General features: G+C 59.6%; 22 protein-coding genes and 3 pseudogenes. 10 read left to right on the forward strand and 15 right to left on the reverse strand.

The window, feature by feature from the left end; genetic code table 11:
- Positions 1–140 precede the first annotated feature (140 nt).
- The 3 genes from JCM12296_RS17690 to JCM12296_RS17695 all read left to right on the forward strand — a co-directional run bounded on the left by JCM12296_RS17690 (position 141) and on the right by JCM12296_RS17695 (position 1447).
- A complete protein-coding gene (locus JCM12296_RS17690) occupies positions 141–665 on the forward strand; it encodes a hypothetical protein (protein WP_218188144.1) in 525 nt (174 codons plus the stop codon).
- 90 nt (positions 666–755) lie between these two features.
- Positions 756–917 carry a hypothetical protein gene (locus JCM12296_RS38480; protein WP_157067706.1) on the forward strand — a complete coding sequence of 54 codons (162 nt, stop codon included), beginning with the start codon at positions 756–758 and terminating at the stop codon, positions 915–917.
- The gene (locus JCM12296_RS17695; RefSeq protein WP_054695969.1) at positions 917–1447 is read left to right on the forward strand and encodes a nitrogen fixation protein NifQ; all 531 of its coding nucleotides are present in this window, start codon (positions 917–919) and stop codon (positions 1445–1447) included. The genes JCM12296_RS38480 and JCM12296_RS17695 overlap by 1 nt, the downstream gene beginning before the upstream one ends.
- A 27-nt stretch (positions 1448–1474) precedes the next feature.
- Here JCM12296_RS17695 and JCM12296_RS17700 read toward each other — a convergent pair whose 3' ends face one another.
- The 7 genes and pseudogenes from JCM12296_RS17700 to JCM12296_RS47680 form a co-directional block, all read right to left on the reverse strand.
- Positions 1475–2218, reverse strand: coding sequence for a DUF4386 domain-containing protein (locus JCM12296_RS17700; RefSeq protein ID WP_054695972.1), 744 nt, complete (start codon positions 2216–2218; stop codon positions 1475–1477).
- Between the two features lies 1 nt (position 2219).
- Positions 2220–3506: an adenylate/guanylate cyclase domain-containing protein gene (locus tag JCM12296_RS17705; RefSeq protein ID WP_054695975.1), complete on the reverse strand. Its 1287-nt coding sequence runs from the start codon at positions 3504–3506 to the stop codon at positions 2220–2222.
- 62 nt (positions 3507–3568) lie between these two features.
- Positions 3569–5841 (reverse strand): annotated as a pseudogene (locus JCM12296_RS17710) (NADP-dependent malic enzyme).
- A gap of 41 nt (positions 5842–5882) precedes the next feature.
- The gene (locus JCM12296_RS44825) at positions 5883–6083 is read right to left on the reverse strand and encodes an undecaprenyl-diphosphate phosphatase (RefSeq protein ID WP_172683957.1); all 201 of its coding nucleotides are present in this window, start codon (positions 6081–6083) and stop codon (positions 5883–5885) included.
- On the reverse strand, positions 6077–6325 hold the full coding sequence (locus JCM12296_RS47670) for an undecaprenyl-diphosphate phosphatase (RefSeq protein WP_172683958.1): 249 nt from the start codon (positions 6323–6325) through the stop codon (positions 6077–6079). The genes JCM12296_RS44825 and JCM12296_RS47670 overlap by 7 nt, the downstream gene beginning before the upstream one ends.
- Positions 6319–6489, reverse strand: a complete 171-nt coding sequence (locus JCM12296_RS47675; protein ID WP_172683959.1) for a hypothetical protein — start codon at positions 6487–6489, stop codon at positions 6319–6321. The genes JCM12296_RS47670 and JCM12296_RS47675 overlap by 7 nt, the downstream gene beginning before the upstream one ends.
- Complete coding sequence (locus JCM12296_RS47680; protein WP_172683960.1) at positions 6480–6710, reverse strand: undecaprenyl-diphosphate phosphatase; 231 nt, start codon at positions 6708–6710, stop codon at positions 6480–6482. Before JCM12296_RS47680 ends, JCM12296_RS47675 begins: the two co-directional genes overlap by 10 nt.
- A 483-nt stretch (positions 6711–7193) precedes the next feature.
- Here JCM12296_RS47680 and JCM12296_RS42095 point away from each other — a divergent pair, with 483 nt between their 5' ends.
- Positions 7194–7424 (forward strand): hypothetical protein, encoded by a 231-nt coding sequence (locus JCM12296_RS42095; RefSeq protein ID WP_218188145.1) that lies wholly within the window; start codon positions 7194–7196, stop codon positions 7422–7424.
- Complete coding sequence (locus JCM12296_RS17720; protein ID WP_218188146.1) at positions 7390–8085, forward strand: DUF4338 domain-containing protein; 696 nt, start codon at positions 7390–7392, stop codon at positions 8083–8085. Before JCM12296_RS42095 ends, JCM12296_RS17720 begins: the two co-directional genes overlap by 35 nt.
- Positions 8086–8195: 110 nt before the next feature.
- On the opposite strand, the pseudogene JCM12296_RS17725 reads toward JCM12296_RS17720, so the two are convergent.
- The 8 genes and pseudogenes from JCM12296_RS17725 to JCM12296_RS17745 all read right to left on the reverse strand — a co-directional run bounded on the left by JCM12296_RS17725 (position 8196) and on the right by JCM12296_RS17745 (position 14159).
- Positions 8196–9628: pseudogene (locus JCM12296_RS17725) on the reverse strand (RtcB family protein).
- A 334-nt stretch (positions 9629–9962) separates the two neighbouring features.
- Positions 9963–10349 (reverse strand): DUF1016 N-terminal domain-containing protein, encoded by a 387-nt coding sequence (locus tag JCM12296_RS17730; protein ID WP_157067707.1) that lies wholly within the window; start codon positions 10347–10349, stop codon positions 9963–9965.
- A 147-nt stretch (positions 10350–10496) separates the two neighbouring features.
- Positions 10497–10915: pseudogene (locus JCM12296_RS17735) on the reverse strand (archease).
- A 64-nt stretch (positions 10916–10979) separates the two neighbouring features.
- The gene (locus JCM12296_RS49210) at positions 10980–11912 is read right to left on the reverse strand and encodes a substrate-binding domain-containing protein (protein WP_306304068.1); all 933 of its coding nucleotides are present in this window, start codon (positions 11910–11912) and stop codon (positions 10980–10982) included.
- A complete protein-coding gene (locus JCM12296_RS49215; RefSeq protein WP_306304069.1) occupies positions 11909–12442 on the reverse strand; it encodes a molybdopterin-binding protein in 534 nt (177 codons plus the stop codon). The genes JCM12296_RS49210 and JCM12296_RS49215 overlap by 4 nt, the downstream gene beginning before the upstream one ends.
- Positions 12427–12909 carry a hypothetical protein gene (locus tag JCM12296_RS49220; RefSeq protein WP_306304070.1) on the reverse strand — a complete coding sequence of 161 codons (483 nt, stop codon included), beginning with the start codon at positions 12907–12909 and terminating at the stop codon, positions 12427–12429. The genes JCM12296_RS49215 and JCM12296_RS49220 overlap by 16 nt, the downstream gene beginning before the upstream one ends.
- A 24-nt stretch (positions 12910–12933) precedes the next feature.
- The gene (locus JCM12296_RS50600) at positions 12934–13020 is read right to left on the reverse strand and encodes a hypothetical protein (RefSeq protein WP_422698821.1); all 87 of its coding nucleotides are present in this window, start codon (positions 13018–13020) and stop codon (positions 12934–12936) included.
- 8 nt (positions 13021–13028) lie between these two features.
- Complete coding sequence (locus tag JCM12296_RS17745; protein WP_281492047.1) at positions 13029–14159, reverse strand: molybdopterin molybdotransferase MoeA; 1131 nt, start codon at positions 14157–14159, stop codon at positions 13029–13031.
- A gap of 464 nt (positions 14160–14623) precedes the next feature.
- Here JCM12296_RS17745 and JCM12296_RS17750 point away from each other — a divergent pair, with 464 nt between their 5' ends.
- From JCM12296_RS17750 to JCM12296_RS17765, 5 genes are all read left to right on the forward strand, one after another.
- On the forward strand, positions 14624–15223 hold the full coding sequence (locus JCM12296_RS17750) for a DUF3786 domain-containing protein (RefSeq protein ID WP_054695984.1): 600 nt from the start codon (positions 14624–14626) through the stop codon (positions 15221–15223).
- A 212-nt stretch (positions 15224–15435) separates the two neighbouring features.
- The gene (locus JCM12296_RS17755) at positions 15436–16569 is read left to right on the forward strand and encodes an efflux RND transporter periplasmic adaptor subunit (protein WP_083456251.1); all 1134 of its coding nucleotides are present in this window, start codon (positions 15436–15438) and stop codon (positions 16567–16569) included.
- 32 nt (positions 16570–16601) lie between these two features.
- Positions 16602–17078 carry an efflux RND transporter permease subunit gene (locus tag JCM12296_RS47690; protein ID WP_218188147.1) on the forward strand — a complete coding sequence of 159 codons (477 nt, stop codon included), beginning with the start codon at positions 16602–16604 and terminating at the stop codon, positions 17076–17078.
- Positions 17079–17131: 53 nt separating this feature from the next.
- Positions 17132–19741 (forward strand): efflux RND transporter permease subunit, encoded by a 2610-nt coding sequence (locus JCM12296_RS17760; protein ID WP_281492051.1) that lies wholly within the window; start codon positions 17132–17134, stop codon positions 19739–19741.
- 9 nt (positions 19742–19750) lie between these two features.
- Positions 19751–21172: an efflux transporter outer membrane subunit gene (locus JCM12296_RS17765; protein ID WP_054695989.1), complete on the forward strand. Its 1422-nt coding sequence runs from the start codon at positions 19751–19753 to the stop codon at positions 21170–21172.
- Positions 21173–21442 lie beyond the last annotated feature (270 nt).

The raw sequence follows: 21442 nt of genomic DNA on the forward strand, positions 1-21442 counted from the left end.
TTCGGTTTTTACGGGATGTGCGGGGAACTGGCGCTTCGGGTCAGCGACCGGCCGGGCAGTTTCCTTGTGGCGTTCATCGATGCGCTGTATACCGCCGGTCGGGAAGAGATCGACGCGCACCTGAAGGTGGATGAGACGTCATGCTGAAATCATGTCGGGTATGCCAGCATGCCGTGGACGGGCAGGCCGTTGCCTGCCCGGGCTGCGGCGCACCGTATCCGGCCCGCGAGAAGTGGGACGGGTACGGTTTCGAGTATAAGAGCGGCCTGCGTATTCTCGGCCTGCCCCTTTTGCATATCTCCTTCAAATACCGCCCCAACCGCGTGCCGGTGGTGGCTCGGGGAATCATCACCATCGGCCAGTTCGGCATCGGGGTGATCAACATCTCCCAATTCGGCATCGGCGTGCTCAGCTGGGGCAGTTTACCCTGGCGGGCATTGCCCTGGCCCAGTTCGCCGCCGCCTATGCCGGCATCGCCCAGTTCGGCGTGTTTGTTGACAGCGGATTCGGGCAGTTTACCCTCAAACTGGCCGACCTGTTGTCCCGCTTCCAATAAACCGGCGCCATCCCGAGACATCGCCTACAAAAACGAAGGCTGTACACCCACACATTTGTGGATCCCATTGCCGATTGTCGTTTCCTCCCGATTTGTTGTCTTGAAATAATCCAATAATATAAGTATCTTATGTTTTTTAGTATTTTGGCATCCCTATTGCTGGAAGAGTTGTCGAAACTTCAAACACGGAGGGGATGACATGGAGAACAAGATCTATGACTGGCTGATGGAGAAGAGCGATTTAGCGCAAGGGCGGATGGAAACCCGATTGTTCGCCCTGATGATATCGTTCAGGGCAACTTCTGCTTACTGGACCCTGGAAGACATGCTCGGCTTGGACGGCACGGAAATGAAAGCCTGATGACGCGCTACTTTCCGCATGCCATGGCGGAGTATCCGGCGCCGTCCTGCTACAAGACCCATTTCCATGCCGCCATTAAAAAGCCATTCATCTGTCATTGCTGCGGGCAGGCGGTATCCCCTGCGGGCACGGCAAAAAAGGTCGATATCCCCTTGTTCTCGGGATTCCCCACTGCGTTGAACCGGCAAATGGAAGTGGATGATTTGCGGGATTTACTGCTTTCCCATCGATCTTCCACAGCCAAGGAGCCGGTCTGGTTGGCCAACATGATCGCCGTCGGCGCACTCGGAGAAGATCATCTCTGGCAGGACCTGGGCCTTTCGGGGCGGGAAGATGTATCGTTTATCCTGAAAACCCATTTCACTGATCTTTTCAATAAAAATACCGGGGACATGAAATGGAAGAAGTTCTTTTACAAGCAGCTTTGCGATTTAGATGAGATAAAGGTTTGCAAGGCGCCGAGCTGTTCCGTCTGCAGCCACTATTCGAATTGTTTCGGCCCGGAAGAGGCCGGGCAGATCGCGGCCTGATCCATACATCTTTACGGACAGGGGGACTTAGTCCGCCGCCTGTTTCACACCCTTAATCGACAGCCACAAACAGAAGGACACCTCGGCAACCAGGGGGATAATATAGGCCGGTTGCAGGGCTGCCAGGTAATCGGGAAGCAGAAAGCGGCAGTAACTTCCCGCGAGATACACGACACCTGCCAGTTGAAGCGCATATCCCAACACGGTGGGCAGAAAGTGCGATTTGGCCACCAGGTAGCCGAGGATCAGGTTTGACACGGCAAAAAACACAAGCCCCAGATCGTAGGCATGCCCATGCAAATCGAGGAAAAACAAAATGAGTGCATCACGCTGATTGCCTGAAAAATGGGTTGCGTATGCGCTATTTTCAAGGAGAAGCAGGGGGGCATGATGATTGAGCAGATTCACCGCCAGGATGGCGGTTTGGATCAACCGAAATGCGGCGGCCATCAGCGAAAGCGTTGCGTTGACACATCGCAACAGGCGGTACAAAAGGATGGCAACGGCGACGTCGCACAATAACATGATCGTGTCGGCAACAAATCCGGACTTAAAAAGCAGGCGTGCGTCAAGGATGCTGCGCGATGTGGAGGCGGCGTCTGTAAGATCGACCAGTTGTCCGCGAACAACGGCCTCGCTGAAAATTCCGCAAACAATGATCGCACCGTACAGCAAGCCGGCGATTCGCGCGGTGTGAACGATTGAAATCGTGTCGTTGGGCTCAGCCGGTACGGGGCTCTTTTTGAATTCAATCCTATCTTGAGACGTCATTCTAAGCGTCCGGATCGGTTTTAAGGGCAATGATGCGGGTGATGAAGAGCGACCGGATCTCCTGGCCCACCGACGGGCTGTCCGGCCCTGCCGCGAAATCGGCCACTTGGGCAAAGGTTCGCGGAATCAACCGGTCGTTGCGAAAGGTGCCGAAGGTAACCCGGTCCATCTGGGCTGCGGATAGATGGCCAAAGGCCAATTTGGTGATCAGGATCGTTCCGGCCTGGCCGATGGCCGAGAGGTGCTGGGCCTGGTCCGCTGCGCCGCCGGGAAGCATGAAGGCCATGCTGGCGCTGGGATCTCCTTCGGGAAGGTGGTCCCGCCCACTACTGATGCCGATGTTCAGGCGAATGTCGGCCACCCATCCCCCTTCTTCCCGCAGTGACCGGTTGATCTCGGCAACGCGTTTTTGCAGGGTCACGGCACAGCGAATGGCATCGAAGGCCGGGTCGGTGTCCGCTTGCTGCGGAATCACATACTGCACGTCGGTGCCGCTACGTTTGGCACGCTGTCCACCGCAGGCGACGACGATTTCGTCGCTGGCTTCCCAGATACGTCTCATGAGATGAAAATAGGTTTCCGGCAGAAGGGTGGCCACGATGTGTTGGGAATTGTCGATCCTGGCGGAAAGCACGCCGAAGGCCGTTTTCAGGGTGGCAGGATCCGCCGGCACGTCGGAACCGGGTGCTGCCGGGGGCTCGCCAACCCGGGTATCGTGCGCATGGGCCGCTTGGTAAAGGCAGAGGGTCCCCTCGGTAAAAGCGATGGCGTAAAACCGCATCGGACGAACGTGGCTGTCTCGGTCCGCGATGCGGATCGGGCAGCTGTCGACCACCGGTGGTGCCGGGTGCTGGCGGTTTTCGCCGCTGGCGGAAGCATCGGCGGCAGCCGAGGGGAGTTCGATCACAGGGGCCAGCCGGCTGAACACGAGGGCCGGCGTGGTGTCCTTCAAGAACCGATAGATGAAGGTGAAAAGCGGCTGCCAGTCGAAAACCAGTTCCTTTAGGGAGGCGCGCAGCAGGATATCGAGTACGGTTCCCGATGGATTGTCGGCAAACTCATCCCGGATGGCGCCAAACAATTTGTCATCCGGGTTGACCCTGACCCAGACGAGGTGAAGGGCGGGGTTGATGAACAGGGCGGAACCGAAAATGGCTCGACCGGGAAGATGAAAAAGATCCTCCGGGGGGGCGGATGCCGGCGTGACGGGGGCCGCATCGGGCCATCGGGGGGTGTCAGGCCGATGCGCGGTGTTTTTTATATCCGAAATTTTCCGTTTAGGTTCCATCGCGTTTACTAATCGGCTGCTTCCGCCTTCCTCTGAAGGTCAAAAAGATTACCCCGAACGATTCATGGCGCGGTTTCGCAGTTCTCTTTGGCGATGCCGTAGAGCTGGGCCTGGACCACCGTGATGGCGATCAGGTCCACGACATTTTCCACGGCGGTGTTGCGTTGGAGCACATTAAAGGGGCGGTCGATGCCCATTAGCAGGGGACCGACCACCCGGGCGCCGGCCAGACAGCTCATCAGTTTGTAGGCGATGTTGCCGGCGGCCAGGTCCGGGAAAATCAACACATTGGCCGTGCGACCGAGCTGGTTGAAAGCAAAATCCCCCTTGAGAATACTGTCCGTCAGGGCCGTGTCGGCCTGCATTTCGCCGTCGATGGCAAGACTCGGTCGCTGCTGGCGCACGATCTCCACGGCAGTTTCCAGCCGCCGGGTGTCGGCATTGCGCACGCTGCCGAAGTTGGAATAGGAGAGCATGGCCACATGGGGTTGCATGTCGAAGAAGGACGCCATCTCGGCGGCCAGGAGGGCTGTTTCGGCCAGATCCGCCGCATCGGGATGGATGTTGACCGTTGCATCGGCAAACAAGAGGGTGCGGTTTTTCTGGATGACCAGGTAGACGCCGGAGACGCGCCGGATGCCGTTGCGGCGGGGAATCACCTGCAGGACCGGCCGGATGGCGTTGGGGTAGGTCTGGACGATACCGTGAACCTGACCGTCAACCTGGTTTTCACGGACCAGCATGGCACCGAAGATGTAAGGATTGGCCAATTGCATGCGGGTTTCATCCAGGGACCAGCCTTGCGCCGGCGCAGCCGGTAGAGATCGTCGGTGAAGGCGGCTAGATGATCGTTGTGGCGGTGGTCCATGATCGTAATGCCATTCAAGGGAAGTTTCATGGCGTCCGCCTGCCGCTTGATAACCGTGGGATCGCCCAGGAGCAGCGGTTGGGCGACCCCCTCCTTGGCCACCAGGTGGGCGGCGCGGATGATCACCGGATGCTCTCCTTCGGGCAGGACGATGCGCTGGGGGCAGCGCTGGGCCCGAAAGAGGATCTTGCGCATGAGCTCCCGCTCCGGTCCCAGGCTGGCCTCCAATTGCTGGATATAGACCGCCCGTTCGGGCAGGGCCGTGCGCGCCACACCGCTTTTCACGGCGGCTTCGGCCACGGCCGGCACCACTTTGAGCAGCACCCGCGTATCCAGTGGCTTGGGGATGATGTAGTCGGGACCGAAATGAATCGCCTGGCCGCCATAGGCGCGGATCACCGCGTCGGGAACGTCCTCGCGGGCCAGGTCGGCCAGGGCGTGCACGGCGGCCTCCTTCATGGCTTCGTTGATCTCGGTGGCGCGCACGTCCAGGGCGCCGCGGAAGATGAAGGGAAATCCCAACACGTTGTTGACCTGGTTGGGATAATCCGAACGGCCGGTGGCCACGATGGCGTCGGGCCGGATGGCCTTGGCGGTGTCGTAGTCGATTTCGGGATCCGGATTGGCCAGGGCGAAGATGATGGGCTTCTCGTTCATGCGCCGGAGCGTGGCCGGCGTGAAGGCGCCCTTGACCGACAGGCCCACGAGCATGTCCGCGCCATTGACCGCATCGGCCAGCGTGCGGGCATCGGTATCGCAGGCCAGGGCTGCCTTATAGGGATTCATGCCTTCGGTGCGGCCGCGGTAGATGGTGCCCCGGGAGTCGCAGAGGATCAGGTTTTCCGGTCGGACCCCCATTTGGATGTAGAGCCGGCTGCAGGCGATGCCGGCGGCACCGGCACCGTTGACCACCACCCGCAGGTCTTCCAGACGGCGACCGGTGATGGCCACGGCGTTGCGCATGGCAGCCGCCGAAATGATCGCCGTGCCATGCTGGTCATCGTGGAAGACCGGGATGGACATCTGTTTTTTCAGGGTTTCTTCAATATAGAAACAATCCGGCGCCTTGATGTCCTCGAGATTGATGCCGCCAAAAGTGGGTTCCAACAGGCGCACGGTGCGGATGAACGCGTCGGGATCCGTCGTGTCCACCTCGATGTCGAACACGTCGATGTTGGCAAAGCGCTTGAACAGCACCGCCTTGCCCTCCATGACCGGCTTGCCGGCCAGGGGGCCGATATGCCCCAAGCCCAGCACGGCGGTGCCGTTGGAGATGACCGCGATCAGGTTGCCGCGATTGGTGTAGTCGTAGGAAGCGTCCGGGTTTTCCTTGATCGCCCGGCAGGGGACGGCCACGCCGGGGCTGTAGGCCAGACTGAGATCATTCTGGCTGAAGAACGGTTTGGTGGGGACCACTTCGGTCTTGCCCGGGCGGGGCTCGGCGATGGTAGCGCAGGGCCTCTTCATCGAATGGCATGGGGCCTCCTTAATTTTTTAAGGTCCGGCGGTTATCCTATCAGGCTGATACCCAGGGTGATGAGTCCCACCAGCCAGCAGTAGGGGGCGAAACGGTGTAGCTGTCCCCGATCCACCACCCTGAGCAAGATGACCAGGGCCAGCCAGCCGACAACCGCCGACACCAGGGCGCCGATGAGGATCGTGGTTAAAGGAATGGTGGTCGCCAGTTCCGGTGCCTTCAATCCTAGCACCAGGCGCCGACGATGGCCGGGATGGAGAGCAGGAAAGAGTAACGCCCGGCCAGTTTCCGGTCCACACCGAGAAACAGGGCCGTGGCAATCGTCGAGCCCGAGCGGGAGATGCCCGGCAGAATGGCCAGTCCCTGCACGATACCGATGACCAGGGCGTCTTTGACGGTCGTGCGGGCCACGGGACGGCCCTGGCCACGGATCCGGCGGGTCAACCAGAGCAGGGTGCCGGTAACGATCAGCATGCCGCCGACGATGGCCGGCGATCCGAATAATTGGTCGGTGATTTTTTGAACAACAGGCCGATCAGGGCCGTGGGGACACTGCCCACGATGATGAGCAGGGCCAGGCGGATGGACGGATCGACCTGGATGAGCCGCATCATCCCGCCGGCACTTTTCAGGCGCATGGGGAGCTGGACCAGGGCCGTGAGAATGTCCAGGATCTCCCGGTAAAAACGATCAACACCGCCAGCAGCGTGCCCACGTGCAGCGAGATGTCGAAAAGCAGCTCCGGATCCTTGAGTCCGAAAAGGTTTTGAAACAGCACCAGGTGCCCCGAACTGCTCACCGGCAGAAATTCGGTCAGGCCCTGGACCGTGCCCAGCACAATCGCTTCAATGGTGTTCAACGCTATCGGCTCCGTTTGGATGGTGGACGGTTTTCATCGCTTCATTTAGCATGCGTGCGTTTAAGTATAAGCGGTGCAGCCGGCATGGCAAGCAGAATGTGACGGGCACGGCTGCTCAACCATATCCCGCGCATGGCGAAGAAGACCACCAGGTAGGTGATGAGGTTCGTGCAGACATCGATATCGATATCAAGGCCTCGCTGTCCCTTGATCAATTGAAGGCGTTGGCGCCAATACTGACGAATTCGTAAAAAGCCCGATATCGGCGTTACGCGAATCCTTCGTCACTGCGGCGTACGCAAAAGTACGCCTCATTCCTCAGGATTCGCAAGCCTTGATCTCGGGCTTTTTACGAATCCGTCGGAAATGCGACTTTTTACGAGTTCATCAATACTGGACGATATTCTGAATGGCATGCCATGCATTTTTTATGGAACAAGAGGCCAGCTCTTTGCTATGAAGCAGTAGCCAAGGGAGGATGCCATGCACGGATCGATTGAACAGCAGCGGTTTTGTGGCCGCGAATTTAGTGCCGAAGAGGTGTCGCTCATCCAGGAGGTCGTTGACACCTGTGGCGGCGTCAGCCGAAATGAACTGGCAAAAACGGTGTGCGAACTGTTGGACTGGAAGCGTCCCAACGGCGGACTGAAAGCGGGAGTGCCTGGACCTGCTGGAACAGTTGGCCGGCAAGGGCATCCTGAGACTTCCGGATAAAAGGCAGGCGGGGTATAGCGGCCCCCGAAAGCGCATCGCCCAGGCTAAACCCGACGCACCCTACAGCATGCTCACCGGAAGCGTTGAGGCTTTTGCGCCGTTGATTGTCGAGCGCGTACAGACAAAGCCGCAGCGGGCGCTTTTCCAGGAGCTTCTGGCGCGGTACCATTATCTGGGCTATGCGATGCCTTTCGGGGCGCGGCTCCAGTATCTGGTTTGCGTTAGCCGCCCGCGGCGCGAAGTGGTGGGATGCCTTCAGTTTTCCAGCCCTGCCTGGCGGATGAGAGCACGAGACCAATGGATCGGTTGGGACGATGAACGCCGAGCGGCGGCTTTGCAGCACGTGGTCAATAACAGCCGGTTTCTGGTGTTGGCATCCATTCGGAACCTGGCCAGCGCGATGCTCGCTTGTACCCTGCGGCAACTCAAGTCGGACTGGCAGCGCCAATACGGGATTGCGCCGTTGCTGGTCGAAACCCTTGTGGATCGCAAACGGTTCCACGGGGGCTGTTATCGATCCGCCAACTGGATCGAATTGGGAGAGACCACAGGCCGTGGCCGGATGGACAAGACCAATAAGCGCCACGGTGAACGGGTGAAAACCATCCTGGTCTATCCGCTGGTAAAAAATGCCGCAAGACGCCTTCGGGACGGTAGGTAAGGGACGATACGCCCCGTGCCGAAGATCCGGTAGCCGAAGCCGGTGGCGTCGTTTTCAGCCAATCGCCCAAAGCCTTCCGGTCGATCGTCAACGCTGCGCTGGAAAGACCCTCATCCCTTGATCACACCGATGGGTCGCAGCCGCGCCACCTTTTTCGAAATGCCCGCCCCGTGCACGCTTTCCACGACCTGGTCGATATCCTTGTAGGCGTCGGGCATCTCCTCGGCCAGGGTGCTGCGGCCGGTCCATTTGACGATAATGCCCTTGTCGGCCAGCTCGCGGTGGATGGCCCGACCGCGACTCCGTTTCTGGCCGCCGTACGGCTCAGCACCCGGCCGGCGCCGTGGCAGGTGGAGCCGAAGCTCTCGGTCATGGCCTTTTGAGTGCCGACGAGAACATAAGAGGCGGTGCCCATGTCCCCGGGGATGAGAATCGGTTGACCCACCTGGCGGTAGGCCTCCGGAATCGCCGGATGGCCGGGGGCGAAGGCCCGCGTGGCGCCCTTGCGGTGCACGCAGACCACTCGTGGCTGACCATCCACGAGATGGGTTTCGCGTTTGGCGATGTTGTGACAGATGTCGTAGACTTGGTGCATGGCCAGCTCCCGTGGCCCGATGCCCAATACCTGCTGGAAAGTCTCGCGGGCGCGGTGAAGAAGAATCTGGCGGTTGGCCCAGGCGTAGTTGGCCGCGCAGGCCATGGCGCGAAAGTAGCGTTGGCCTGCGTCGGAGCGGATCATGGCGCAGGAGAGCTGGCGATCGGGAAGCTGGATACCCAGGGTCTTGACGTGCTTGTTCATGAAGGCCAGAAAGTCGTCGCAGATCTGGTAGCCCAGGCCGCGCGATCCCGAGTGCAGTAAAACGGTGATTTGGTTTTCGAACAGGCCGAAGGCACTGGCCGCGGCCGCATCGAAGATCTCGTCCACCACACCCACCTCGAGAAAATGATTGCCCGATCCCAGGGTGCCCAATTGCTTGGACCCGCGCTCCAGGGCGCGCGGGCTGACCACGGACGGATCAGCCGCGTCCATGCAACCGCCATCCTCGGTACGCGCCACATCGGACGGCTCGCCCATGCCCTGGCGCACGGCCCAGCGACCACCCTCGCGAAGGACGCGCAGGGATTCCTTGGTGGAGAGTTTCACCGATCCGGTGGAGCCCACCCCCGAAGGGATGTTGGCGAAAAGGCCTTCGACCAAGAGATCAATTTTCGGACGAATATCCTTTTCTTCAAGGCCGGTGGCCGCCAGGCGCACTCCGCAGTTGATGTCGTAGCCCACGCCACCCGGCGAGATCACCCCTTCGTCCCAGTCAAAGGCCGCTACCCCGCCAATGGGAAAGCCGTAGCCCCAGTGCATGTCGGGCATGGCCATGGCGGCGGTGAGAATGCCGGGCAGGGTGGCCACGTTGGCCACTTGCTTGAGGGCCTCCTCCTCGACCATCTGGCCGGCCATGCGCGGGCTCATGAAAACCCGGCCCGGTACGCGCATGGCGCCGGTTCGGGGGATTTCGTAGCAGTAAGGCGTGATTTGTTTGAGTTTCATGGGGACCTCCAATACCACCAATGTCCAATGCCAACGGCCAAATGTCAATTGGCGGAATGCTGTCGATGCTAAAGGTGGTGGCTTATCGTCAGGGCTCGCCGTATGCGTAGGTGGCTGAGTGGAACAGTGAAATGTTGAAGGCTTGTTGTTTTCAGATAAAAGTTAAAAGTCGTTCAATGGTGATCGCGAGTATTCCTCTTCTCTCCCCCAAGCCGATCATAAACCTGGCTACCTAACCGCCTGGAAACTAACTCCCGTAATTCGGGCTTGCTCATCAGGCAGAGAAGAGATTAGGTCAGTTGCTTTCACTCGCCCACCTCCTCACCCCATTCCGTCAGCTTTCTTCGCAACAACTCCTTATCGGGCAAATAGAGCTGGTATTCCCGGGCGTGGATATTGGCATCTTTGGGCAGGGTTCCTTGAGCAGGTCCTCGGGACGGGCGACGAGCTGGCCTTTGGTCGCCAGTTGCTTCACGCCATCCTTGTCGCGGCTCAAGGCCAGTCGTTCATACAGGCCGGAATTGAACTGGCGTTTCAGCTCGGGCAGGGTCCAGCCGCCGCCGGCGGCTTCGATTTCGTAGAAACTGCGTTCATCCGGGTTCTCGATGGAAACCAGGAAAACATACTGCGACCAGCTCAGTTTGAAGGGGACTTTGAATTCGGCAGATGCCGTCCGCCAGATTTTTGGAAGTGCTTCATCATCCGAATCGCCAGACGCCATCTGGCTTTTTTCGGAAAACGGCAAAATGCCAGATGGTGTCTGGCATTTTGCAGGAAGCCGCTCGGCAAAAGTCAAGGTGTTCTCAGTGTGTTTTTCGAATGGTGCTGAAAACGGAAAGTGAATTCGTTGGGGCGTCAATCAATTCAGTCAGATGTCTAACACCACGGTGGCCTGCCAGCCATCGTCCGTCGGTTCCACGGCGATTTGATGGTAGGTCACGCCTTGATCTCGTTCAGAATGGTGTGGCGTCCGGGCATGAAATCGTCCGTGGTGACCCGGACAGAGACAGTCGTGGGAGAGTTGGCTAGCGTTTCTACCACTTTAATCAATTTCTGCTTGCCGGTCCATAGGTAGAGCAACTCGCGCAGGGTGTTGACCATCAGGTCCGGCGCATCGTCACCCTCGATTTCAAGGACGACGATCTCCTTGGCATCCAGGCTTGCCGGATCGCAAATCAACTCGGCCAGGGCCAGGCCGGCGTTGGCGAACAAGTCGGCCGGGTCCCGGCCCTCCACGCGGATGCGCAGGTCGGCGGTGTGATCGAGAAGGGTGTAGGGTTTGTGCATTGACGGATCCCTCGAAATTCAACCGTACCCGGGCACGCGGGTAGGGGCGAAAGATTTTTCGCCCTTACGGTGTCATCACCATTCCCGTCTTCTCCGTACTATAGCCCCCCAATGCCTCCACGCGCGTCTTGAATTCCGCTGTTTCAATGGTGGCCAGCAGGGTCTGGATGTTTTTCGATTCCAGGTGGACCTTCGGGATCACCAGGTCGTACTCTTCGGTGACCACGGGGATGAAGTCCAGATCCAGGGCCTTGGCCGCCGCATAGATGCCCAAACCGGCGTCGGCGGTACCGCCCAGCACGGCCACGGCCACGTTCATGTGGGTGAATTCCTCGTTGGTGTAGCCCTTGATTTGCTCCGGGGAGAGACCGAGTTGGCCCAAACGGTAGTCCAGCAGGATGCGGGTGCCCGAGCCACCCTGGCGATTGATGAAGGTGATGTCGTCACGACCCAGATCCTCGATGCCCTTGATTCCCTTGGGATTGCCCTTGGGAATGATCAGGCCCTGGTCGCGCATCACCAGGTTGACCAGGCTGACCGGGGTGTCGGGCAGATAGCGGCGAAGGTAGGAGAGATTGTAGATGCCGGTCTCGGTGTCCAGTAAATGGGCGCCGGCCAGGTGGCATACCCCGCGTTTGACGGCCATGAGGCCGCCCATGCTGCCCACGTGGCTGGAGGAGAGGGTAAGGGCCGCGTCGCCGGCGCGCAGCTGGTCGGCGAGCACGTCCAGGGTATTGTCGTGGCTGCCGACGATGACGATGGTGTTGCGGATGGTCGGCAGGGGTTTGAGCAGTTCGGCCACCACCGGGTCACTCTCCTTGATCCCTTCCAACTGGCGGGGGATGCGGATGATGCCGTCGGCCTCGGTGAGGCTGGTGATCGTTCCGGCACCGCGGGGCAGGGGGGTGGCCACGATGCGTTCGCCCACCTGGCCCAGCTTGACGCGCAGGAATTCCTCCACGCCCAGTTTGGAGGCGATCTTGCGCGTGGGGGTCACGGGTACCGTCGGCCGCGGATGGTCGCCGCGCCGATCATGCGTTTGATCATGGGCAGGACGAACTGCTCGCAGACGATGATCGCCGAGACCGGATAGCCGGGGATGCCGAAGAACGGCTTGCCCTGGATATCTCCCAGGATCACCGGCTTGCCGGGCATGATGGTTACGCCGTGGACCAAGAGCTCGCCCAGGTCGCCCAGCATGGGCAGGGCATAATCCTTGGAACCGGCCGAGGAGCCACCGATGGTCAGGACCATGTCCACATCGCCGGCCATGGCGTCGGCCACCGTCTTTCGGATCAGATCCAGATCGTCGATCACCCGGTCGTGACGCAAGGGCTCGGCCCCGCAGGCCTGAATCATCTTTTCAAGCACGAAAGCGTTGCTCTCCAGCACTTCTCCGGGCTTGAGCGTCTTGGGGTCGGTCGTGCGCCAATCCACCAGCTCGGAACCGGTGGGGATGATCAGCACCCGGGGTTTGCGTCTGACCGGTACCTGGTAGATGCCGCCGGCAATCAGGCGCCGATGCAATAGGGACTCACCACATGGCCGCGGGGATAGAGCAGTTCGGTGGCCACGATGTCCTCGCCCATCTTGCGCACATGCTGCCAGGGAAAGGCCGGGGCCTCGATGCGGATGCGGTCCTCGCCCACGGTCTGGATGTTTTCGATCATGATCACCGCGTCGGTGTCTTCGGGCATGACATGGCCGGTGTTGATGAATTTGGTCTGGGCGCCCACGACCAATTCCTTGGGGCGGGTCTGGCTGGCACCAAAGGTGTCCACGGCCTTGACGGCCACCCCGTCCATGGCCGCCGCATGAAAATTGGGTGATGAGATGGCGGCGAACACCGGCTCGGCCAGCACGCGGCCCACGGCCTCGGGCGGCGATACATGTTCGGTGCCCATGCTGCCAACGGCCGGAAAATGGTCGAAAAGGGTTTGCCGGGCTTCCTCCAGCGGCTTCATGCTCAGGTAGACGTTGCGTTTGGTATTCAAGATCAACTCCAAGAAAATGGATAGTTATAGCGGTATCACCTCAACCACCGTTCCCTCGTACAGGCCCTCGCTATTCAAGTCGATGGCGATGAGGCCGTCGGCCTTGACCATGGTGTGGATCAGCCTGATTTTCCCAGGATCGGTTCGGCCATGACCTTGCCGTCGGATTCGAAGAGCCTGACGCGCACATAATCCACGCGGCCCTGGGCCGAGGCGAGGTTGCGGTTGAGAACGGCCTGCACGGGAAATTTACGCGTATCCGCGGAAAGGCCGTTCAGCCGATCCAGAAAGGGGCGGACGACCACGGCGAAGACCACCATGGCCGAGGCGGCATGCCCGGGAAGCCCCCAGAAGGGTTTATGGCCGGAGCGGGCCAGGATCGTGGGCTTGCCGGGACTGATGGAAATACCATGTACGAGAATGTTGGTGTCGGGCAGGCTTTCCAGGACCTCCACGGTAAAATCCCGGGTGCCCACCGAACTGCCGCCGGAAATCAGCACCATGTCGGTGGTCCGCAGGGCGAGTTGGCAGCGCGCCATCAGATCCTCGCGGCTGTCCTTGACGATACCGAAGGCCACGGGTACGCCGCCGGCTTCCAGGACCTGGCCGGAGAGGGAATGGGTGTTGATATCGCGGATCTGGCCCTCTCCGGGTACCTGGTCTACCGGCACCACCTCGTCACCGGTGGAGATGATGCCCACCATGGGACGCCGGAATACACTCACCGCCATTTTTCCGCAGGCGGCGATCAGGCCGGCCTCCTGGGGGCGGATGCGCCGTCCACGGACCAGGGCGACCTCACTGCGTTGAATGTCTTCGCCTTTCTCGATGGTGTTCTGACCCGGCGCAATGCTGCGATAGGCTTCGATGGTGGTGTCGTCGAGCGTGTCGATGTACTCCACCATGATCACGCTGTCCGCACCCATGGGCAGCATGCCGCCGGTGGCGATGCGGGCCGCTTCGCCGGGGCCGATGGAGAAGTCGGGGCGCACGCCCATGGGAATCTGGCCCTTGATGGTCAGATAGGCCGGGTTGGCCTCGGACGCCCCGAAGGTCGATGCGGCCTTGACGGCATAGCCATCCATGGTGGAGCGGTTGAAATCGGGAATATCCACATCGCTGTGGATGTCCTCGGCCAGGACCCGTCCCAGGGACTCGACCAGTGGTACCACCTCGGTGTCCACCGCGTGAAAATCGGCGGCCTGGGCAACTACCGCCTCGATGGTTTCGACGTTGAAAAACGCTTTCATGGCAATTCGAACACTTTCTGCTGCCAGCTTTTCAGGCTGGTTGCGCGGATCATGGGGTGTGCTCCGTTTGACCGGCGGTATTGTGTGTCATACATTGACGGTTACGTAAACAAGGCCATCTATATCACATGAGACGTAACGGAAACAGCACTTATGGAAACTTGCATCAATCACCCGGACAAGCCCGCCGCCTTGGTATGCACGAAATATCAGCAACACTACTGTGAAACCTGCGCACATTGCCGGGATCCCAAACTCTACTGCAAACACAGGACGGCTTGCCCCATCTGGTTTATCGCCAAGGACAGTGAGAACGGATGGGGATAAGGACGTTGACCGTAACATCGGATCGCGCCTTCATCGTTTTGCTGAGTATTTTTATTGGCTGCATCACCATCGCTTCCGTTTTGGCAAGCAAAATTATTGCCATTTGAATTAATCCATCCTTTGGCAGGAGCTGGATCATGACCGACAACTACACAAAAATCGTCAACGACAACCTCGGAAAGCTGTATGCCAACCTGCCTGACGACCTGGCGGCCCGCCTGCCGGCCGAGCGTGACGGACAGGCCTTTACCTTCACGGCCTTCGGCCGGTCGTGCAGGATCACCCCCGATGGCATCACCCTGGATGGAGAGACAGTACCGGGCGTGATCGGCATCCTGCTCTCCCTGTACGCCTTGAATGCCAGCACGGAAGCGCCGATTCTCGAACCCCTGAAGGCATTCAAGGAGTTCCCCGATTCGGCGCCCTATGTGGGCGCGTTCGCCTCCCACACGGAGCAGATCCTCGTACCCGCCGTATCCAAGATCCGACTGAAAATGGATCTGATCAAACAGCGCCTGGACGGCCAGGCGGCACCGTCTGCCACGGGCGGCGATTTCGCCTTTGTCGTCCGGCCCTTGCCCAAAATCGACCTGTGCTACATCTTTTATGAAGCCGACGAGGATTTTCCGCCGTCGGTGACCTGCCTGTATGCCAACAATGCCAACCGCTTCATGCCCATGGACGGGCTGGCCGATGTGGGCGAGTATACGTCGAAGACGATTTTGAGTCTGATCTGACTGTCCGAAAAAGGCCCCCGAATATCAACGGACCGGCACCGGCCTTGCCCACAGGGGCGCACCCGAGCCAGTCGCACTTCCATTTGCCGGCGGTTCTGTCAGCCCATATTGATGGTTTTCCGAACGCTTAAAAGATGCTATAAAAATTAACCGATCCTCCATTCCTGCCCAAAAAACAGCGCCAATCATCAACCCGCAAAGAAGAAGGCACCATGAGACGTAACCTCGTTATCTGTCTATTTGCCTGCTCGTTGTGGCTACTGGTCTCCTGTGGCGAGCAAAAAAACACACCGGCACCTGCCGCTCCCCCGCCGCCTGATGTTTCCGTTGTTGAAACCAAGGCTCAGGATGTCCCCATCTATCTGGAGTTCGTGGGAGAGACACACGGACTGAAGGATATTGCCATCCGGGCCCGGATCGAGGGCTTTCTCAACGGGATTTTTTTTCAGGAAGGCCGTGAGGTGAAAAAGGGAAGTCTGCTCTACAGCCTGGAAAACCAGACCTATGAAGAGAAGGTTGCCGCCCGGATGAGTAACGTTGCCGAGGCGCAAACCATGCTGGCGAAAGCCAAGGGGGACCTGAGTCGCATCCGTCCCCTGGCCAAGATCAACGCGGTGAGTCAGAGCGACCTGGACGAGGCCGTGGCGGCTTACGAGGCAGAGCTTTCGTCGGTAGAGGCCGCCAAGGCCAACCTGAGGGCCGCCCAGGTTGAACTGAGTTATACCAAAATCTACTCCCCCGTCGACGGCATCATCGGTAAAACCCAGGCCAAGGTGGGGGATTTCGTTGGACGCGACCCCAACCCGGTGATCCTGAACACGGTTTCCCAGGTGGATACGGTTCTGGTTTCCTTCTTTATCACTGAAACCCAATACCTTGCGGTAGCCCACTATCTCCGCGGTGTGGACACGAAGCGCGACCAGGAGGAGGGGCTTCAACTGGAGCTGATCCTGATTGACGGGTCGGTCTACAACCATCCCGGCAAGGTGGATTTTATCAACCGTGAAGTGGACACCACGACCGGCGCCATGCTGGTCCAGGCCTCTTTTCCCAATCCCGAGAAACTCCTGCGACCCGGCCAGTTCGCCAAGGTGCGGGTAAAGGGCCAGGTGATAAGGGACGGCATCCTGATCCCCCAGCGCTGCGTGATGGAACTTCAGGGGCTGTACAATGTGTTTGTGGTCGACGGAAACAGCAAGGTTCAGACCCGTGAGGTGACCGTGGGCCCCAAGGTCGGCTCTTCCTGGTTGATCACCGACGGCCTCACGTCCGGCGAACGGGTGATTTATGAAGGCCTGCAAAAGGTCAAGATGGTGCCACGGTCAAGCCGACAGTCGTGGACCTGAATTCAACCGACCAGGGAAAAAAGTGATCTGTTATGGGTGATTTTTTTGTCAGACGGCCCATCGTGGCCATGGTGATTGCCATCTTCATGGTCATCGTGGGTGTCGTATTCATGAGCGGTCTGCCCATGGAACAATATCCGGATATCACCCCGCCCATCGTCCAGGTGCGGGCCACCTACACCGGAGCCAATGCCGTCAGTGTGGAGCAGTCGGTGGCCACACCGCTGGAGCAACAGATCAACGGTGTGGACAACATGATCTACATGAAGTCCACCAACGCCAACGACGGCACCATGTCCATCCAGGTCTCCTTTGACATCGGCACCGATCCGGACATGAACACGGTGTTCACCCAGAACCGGGTCGCCGCGGCCACGGCCAAGCTGCCCGAAGAGGTCAAACGGCTGGGCGTGGCCACCGAAAAATCCCTGCCCAACATTCTCATGCTGATCGCCCTGACGGCCGACGATCCCCGCTTCGACCAGCAGTTTCTGGGCAACTACGCCTGATCAACATCAGGGACATCCTGGCGCGCATCAAGGGCATCGGCCGGGTCAACGTCATTGGCGCCAGCGACTACTCCATGCGCATCTGGATCAAGCCCGACCGCCTGGCCCATTTGGGCATCAGCATCCCCGAAATCGTGGACGCCATCCGTGCCCAGAGCGTGGTGGTGCCCGGCGGCAAGTTCGGGGCCGAGCCGGCCCCGCCGGGAACCGAATTCACCTATACGGTGCGCCTGCCCGAGCGGCTGCAGAGCGAAAGGGAGTTCGGTGAGATCGTCGTGCGCACCACGGCGGAAGGGGCGCAGGTGAAGATCAAGCACATCGCCCGGGTGGAACTGGGCGTTGAGACGTACAACGCCTTCACCCGGCTGGGCGGCAAGCCATGCGCCATGATCGCCCTGTACCAGGCGCCGGGGTCCAATGCCGTGGCCCTGGCCGAGGCGGTGAAAAAAACCATGGCCGATATGTCCCGGTCCTTTCCCAAAAGCATACGCTATGACATCAGCCTGGACACGACCCGGGCCATTACCGCGGGCATTCATGAGATCGTTGTCACCCTGGTCGTGGCCCTGGCGCTGGTGATCCTGGTGGTCTATGTCTTTATTCAGGACTGGCGGGCGGCCCTGATTCCCACCATCGCCATTCCGGTTTCGCTGATTGGTGCGTTTATCGTTTTTCCCATGATCGGGTTCACCATCAATGTGTTGTCGCTGCTGGGACTGGTGCTGGCCATCGGCATCGTGGTCGACGATGCCATCGTTGTGGTGGAAGCCGTGCAGGTGAATATCGAAAAAGGCATGCCGCCCAAGGACGCCACCCGGGCGGCCATGAAAGAGGTCACCGCGCCGGTGGTCGCCACCACCCTGGTGCTGGTGGCGGTGTTCATCCCCGTGGCCGTGATGGGCGGGATCACCGGCCGGCTGTATCAGCAGTTCGCCATCACCGTGGCCGTATCGGTGGTCTTCTCTTCCATCAACGCCCTCACCCTGAGCCCGGCGCTGTGCGGTATCCTGCTGCGCAAGCAAAAGCCCATGCGCGGCCCCCTGGGCGCGTTTTTCCGGCTCTTCAACAAGGTGTTCGACAAGTCCACGCAAGGTTATACCGGCCTGGTGCGATTCATGACCCGGCGGATCGCCATCGGTTTGGTATTCATCCTCGTACTGACCGGTGGATTGGGGATTTTGGGAAAACTGCTGCCCGGCGGCTTCATGCCCAGCGAGGACATGGGATACCTGTTGATCAACGTTCAGTTGCCCGATGCCGCGTCCCTGCAGCGTTCTGACGCGGTGGTGAAAAAGGTCGAACAGATCGTCGGCAGGCACCCCGAGGTGGAGTATGTCACCGTGGCCACGGGGTTCAGCCTGATATCGGGCAGCATGTCCTCCAATGCCGGGTTTGTTTTCGTTGCCCTCAAGGATTGGGGGCTTCGTGAAAAAACGGTCGGCGATCTGGTGGCCGTGTTGAACCGTGAATTTTTCATGGGCATCAACGAGGCCCAGGTATTTGCCTTCGGTCCACCGGCCATTCCCGGACTGGGCAACGGATCCGGGTTTACCCTGATGGTTCAGGACCGGGGGGGCAACACCCCGGAATACCTGGCCGAGAAAAGCGCCCACTTCATCCAGGCCGCCCTGGCGCGACCGGAAATCGGGTCCATCTTCACCACCTTCCGGGCCGGCGTGCCCCAGCGCTACATGGAGATCAACCGGGACAAGGTGCTCAAGGCCGGCGTGAGCCTGAACGATATCTATACGACCGTGGGCGCCTTTCTCGGCGGATCCTACGTCAACGATTTCAACCGCTTCGGGCGGCTCTACAAGGCCTACATTCAGGCCGAACCCGAATACCGCATCAGCGAGGATCGCATCAACCTGTTCTTCGTCAAGAACCGGGATGGAAAAGCGGTGCCCCTGAGCAGCTTCGTCACCGTCAGAGCCATCTCCGGTCCGGATTTTACCAACCGCTTCAACCTTTACCGGGCCATTGAACTGACCGGCGGGCCGGCCCCCGGATACACCTCGGCCCAGGCCCTGGATGCCCTGGAAGCGGTGGCGGCGGACGCCCTGCCCGATGACATGGGATATGCCTGGAGCAACATGTCTTTTCAGGAGAAGCAGGCCTCGGGCACCGGGGCGATCGTTTTCGTCTTCTCCCTGCTGTTCGTGTTTCTGATTCTGGCTGCCCAATATGAGAGCTGGTCATTGCCCTTCAGTATCCTGTTGGGTACGCCCTTTGCCGTTTTCGGCGCCTTTCTGGCGCTCTATCTGGCCCGGCTGTTCAGTCCCAGTTTCGAATTGAACGTGTTCGCCCAGATCGCCCTGGTGATGCTGATTGCCATGGCCGCCAAGAATGCCATTCTCATCGTCGAATTCGCCAACATTGAATTCAAAAACGGCCTGTCGCTTTTCGATGCCGCCGTCAAGGCGGCCCAGTTGCGCTTCCGGCCAATCCTGATGACCGCGTTTTCGTTTATCCTGGGCGTTTTTCCCCTGGTGGTGGCTTCCGGGGCCGGTGCCCAGGCCCGGGTGGTGATGGGCATGGCGCTGCTCGGCGGAATGACCCTGGCGACCCTGCTGGGCGTTCTTTTCTACCCCATGCTGTTCGTCTTCGTCGGCAAACTCGCCCGCTATGAGAAAAAGAGAGACCGTCAACAGCAGCAGGTATAAAGGGGCACGATGGATACACACAAGATAATATGCAACGGTTTCAAGCGGTTCGTTCTGGTCGCGGTCCTGTTTGCCGGCTGTGCCGTGGGACCGGACTTCACCGATCCGGTGGTCCGCGTACCGGACGCCTACCGCACCCCGGTGATGCCTGCCGATACTGCCGCCGATCTTAACTGGTGGGAATTGTTTGATGACCCGCTGCTGTATCGCCTGGTCGCCACGGCTCTCGAAAACAACCGCGATCTGCAAATCGCGGCCAGCCGCATCGAACAGGCCCGGGCGACGGTCGGCTTTACGCGCGCCGACCAGTATCCGCAACTGGATGGCCAGGCCGGGGCATCTATCGGCAATTTCAGCGGCGGTTCCCGATCCACGGATACCAACGCGAGCGTCTATCTGGCCGCGCCGCTGACCTGGGAGGTCGATTTCTGGGGCAAATACCGGCGGTCCACCGAGGCGGCACGGGCAGAATTGGTGGCATCCGACTACGGGCTGAAAACCATTCAATTGTCGTTGATCGCCGGTGTCGTCAGCACCTATTATCAGATATTGGATTACCGGCAGCGCCTGGATATATCGGTGTCCACCCTGGCGTCGCGATCCAGGAGCCTCGAGATTATCCAGCAGCGCTTCGGTGAGGGGATCATTGCCGAAATCGATGTCAACCAGGCACAGATTCAAAAGGAGATCGCCGCGGCTGCGATCCCCTTGTACGAACGCGCCATCGCCCAGACCGAAAATCGGCTCAGTATCCTGTTGGGCCAACTGCCGGGAGCCATCGAGACGACCCGGGCACTGTCCGCCCAACCGCTACCGCCCGACATCCCGGTGGGCATGCCGTCGACCCTGTTGGATCGCCGTCCGGACATCGTTCAGGCCAAATATCAGCTCAAGGCACAGACCGAGCGGATCGGTGTCGCCCAGGCCTTGCGCCTGCCGGCGGTTTCCCTGACCGGCACCCTGGGGGTGGCCAACACGGAAATCGGCACCATCACCAGTAAGGGCGAAGCCTGGTCCATTGGTGGCCAGCTCTTGGCACCGATTCTCGATTTCGGTAAGAACAAACGGCGCGTGGAGATCGAGGAGGAGAAAACCCGCCAAGCCCTTTTCCAGTATCAATCCACCGTGTTGACCGCATTTCGCGAAGTCGAGGATGCCCTGGTGGCGATCCGGACCTACCGCCAGGAACTGGCCGCCACCCAACGCCAGCAACGCGCCGCCAAAAACGCCAATGCCCTGTCCAAGGAGCGCTACAACCGGGGGGTGAGCAGCTATCTGGAGGTCCTGGATACCGAACGGACGCTGTTTTCCGCGGAACTGCAACTGTCCGAACTTCAACAATTGTACCTGGGCGCCTACGTCAACCTCTACAAAGCCCTTGGCGGTGGATGGATCACCCCGGATGCGCCGGTGCACGATTCCGCCCCGTAATTTCCCCCTGCCCAGGATCGACCTGTGCTGTCTCGGTCCGATCTGCTCATCTCCTACCCGCATCATTTGCCCTTCAATTATCAAAGGATGAGTCAGTCTGACCCAAACGCTGCACTGAAAATGGGGCAGATTGTCCCATTCTTGCCAATGCATACAGCTTCGAAAGCTAAGAACCCGCCCCATCCATCGACGCATGAGAACTTCAAGAAAAATCAGGGTGTTCTATTTTGTTATAATTTTTAAGGGTTATGAATTAACAAAATCATCTTC

This window comes from Desulfosarcina cetonica JCM 12296, from assembly GCF_001311845.1.
Lineage (GTDB): Bacteria > Desulfobacterota > Desulfobacteria > Desulfobacterales > Desulfosarcinaceae > Desulfosarcina > Desulfosarcina cetonica.

Excerpts from the sequence above, each read along its gene's own strand:
- JCM12296_RS17690 (WP_218188144.1), top strand. The coding sequence starts at position 141 with ATGCTGAAATCATGTCGGGTATGCCAGCATGCCGTGGACGGGCAGGCC.
- JCM12296_RS38480 (WP_157067706.1), top strand. The coding sequence starts at position 756 with ATGGAGAACAAGATCTATGACTGGCTGATGGAGAAGAGCGATTTAGCG.
- JCM12296_RS17695 (WP_054695969.1), top strand. The coding sequence starts at position 917 with ATGACGCGCTACTTTCCGCATGCCATGGCGGAGTATCCGGCGCCGTCC.
- JCM12296_RS17700 (WP_054695972.1), bottom strand. The coding sequence starts at position 2,218 with ATGACGTCTCAAGATAGGATTGAATTCAAAAAGAGCCCCGTACCGGCT.
- JCM12296_RS17705 (WP_054695975.1), bottom strand. The coding sequence starts at position 3,506 with ATGGAACCTAAACGGAAAATTTCGGATATAAAAAACACCGCGCATCGG.
- JCM12296_RS47670 (WP_172683958.1), bottom strand. The coding sequence starts at position 6,325 with ATGCTGATCGTTACCGGCACCCTGCTCTGGTTGACCCGCCGGATCCGT.
- JCM12296_RS47675 (WP_172683959.1), bottom strand. The coding sequence starts at position 6,489 with ATGCGCCTGAAAAGTGCCGGCGGGATGATGCGGCTCATCCAGGTCGAT.
- JCM12296_RS42095 (WP_218188145.1), top strand. The coding sequence starts at position 7,194 with ATGCACGGATCGATTGAACAGCAGCGGTTTTGTGGCCGCGAATTTAGT.
- JCM12296_RS17730 (WP_157067707.1), bottom strand. The coding sequence starts at position 10,349 with ATGGCGTCTGGCGATTCGGATGATGAAGCACTTCCAAAAATCTGGCGG.
- JCM12296_RS50600 (WP_422698821.1), bottom strand. The coding sequence starts at position 13,020 with ATGGTCAAGGCCGACGGCCTCATCGCCATCGACTTGAATAGCGAGGGC.
- JCM12296_RS17745 (WP_281492047.1), bottom strand. The coding sequence starts at position 14,159 with ATGAAAGCGTTTTTCAACGTCGAAACCATCGAGGCGGTAGTTGCCCAG.
- JCM12296_RS17750 (WP_054695984.1), top strand. The coding sequence starts at position 14,624 with ATGACCGACAACTACACAAAAATCGTCAACGACAACCTCGGAAAGCTG.
- JCM12296_RS17755 (WP_083456251.1), top strand. The coding sequence starts at position 15,436 with ATGAGACGTAACCTCGTTATCTGTCTATTTGCCTGCTCGTTGTGGCTA.
- JCM12296_RS47690 (WP_218188147.1), top strand. The coding sequence starts at position 16,602 with ATGGGTGATTTTTTTGTCAGACGGCCCATCGTGGCCATGGTGATTGCC.
- JCM12296_RS17765 (WP_054695989.1), top strand. The coding sequence starts at position 19,751 with ATGGATACACACAAGATAATATGCAACGGTTTCAAGCGGTTCGTTCTG.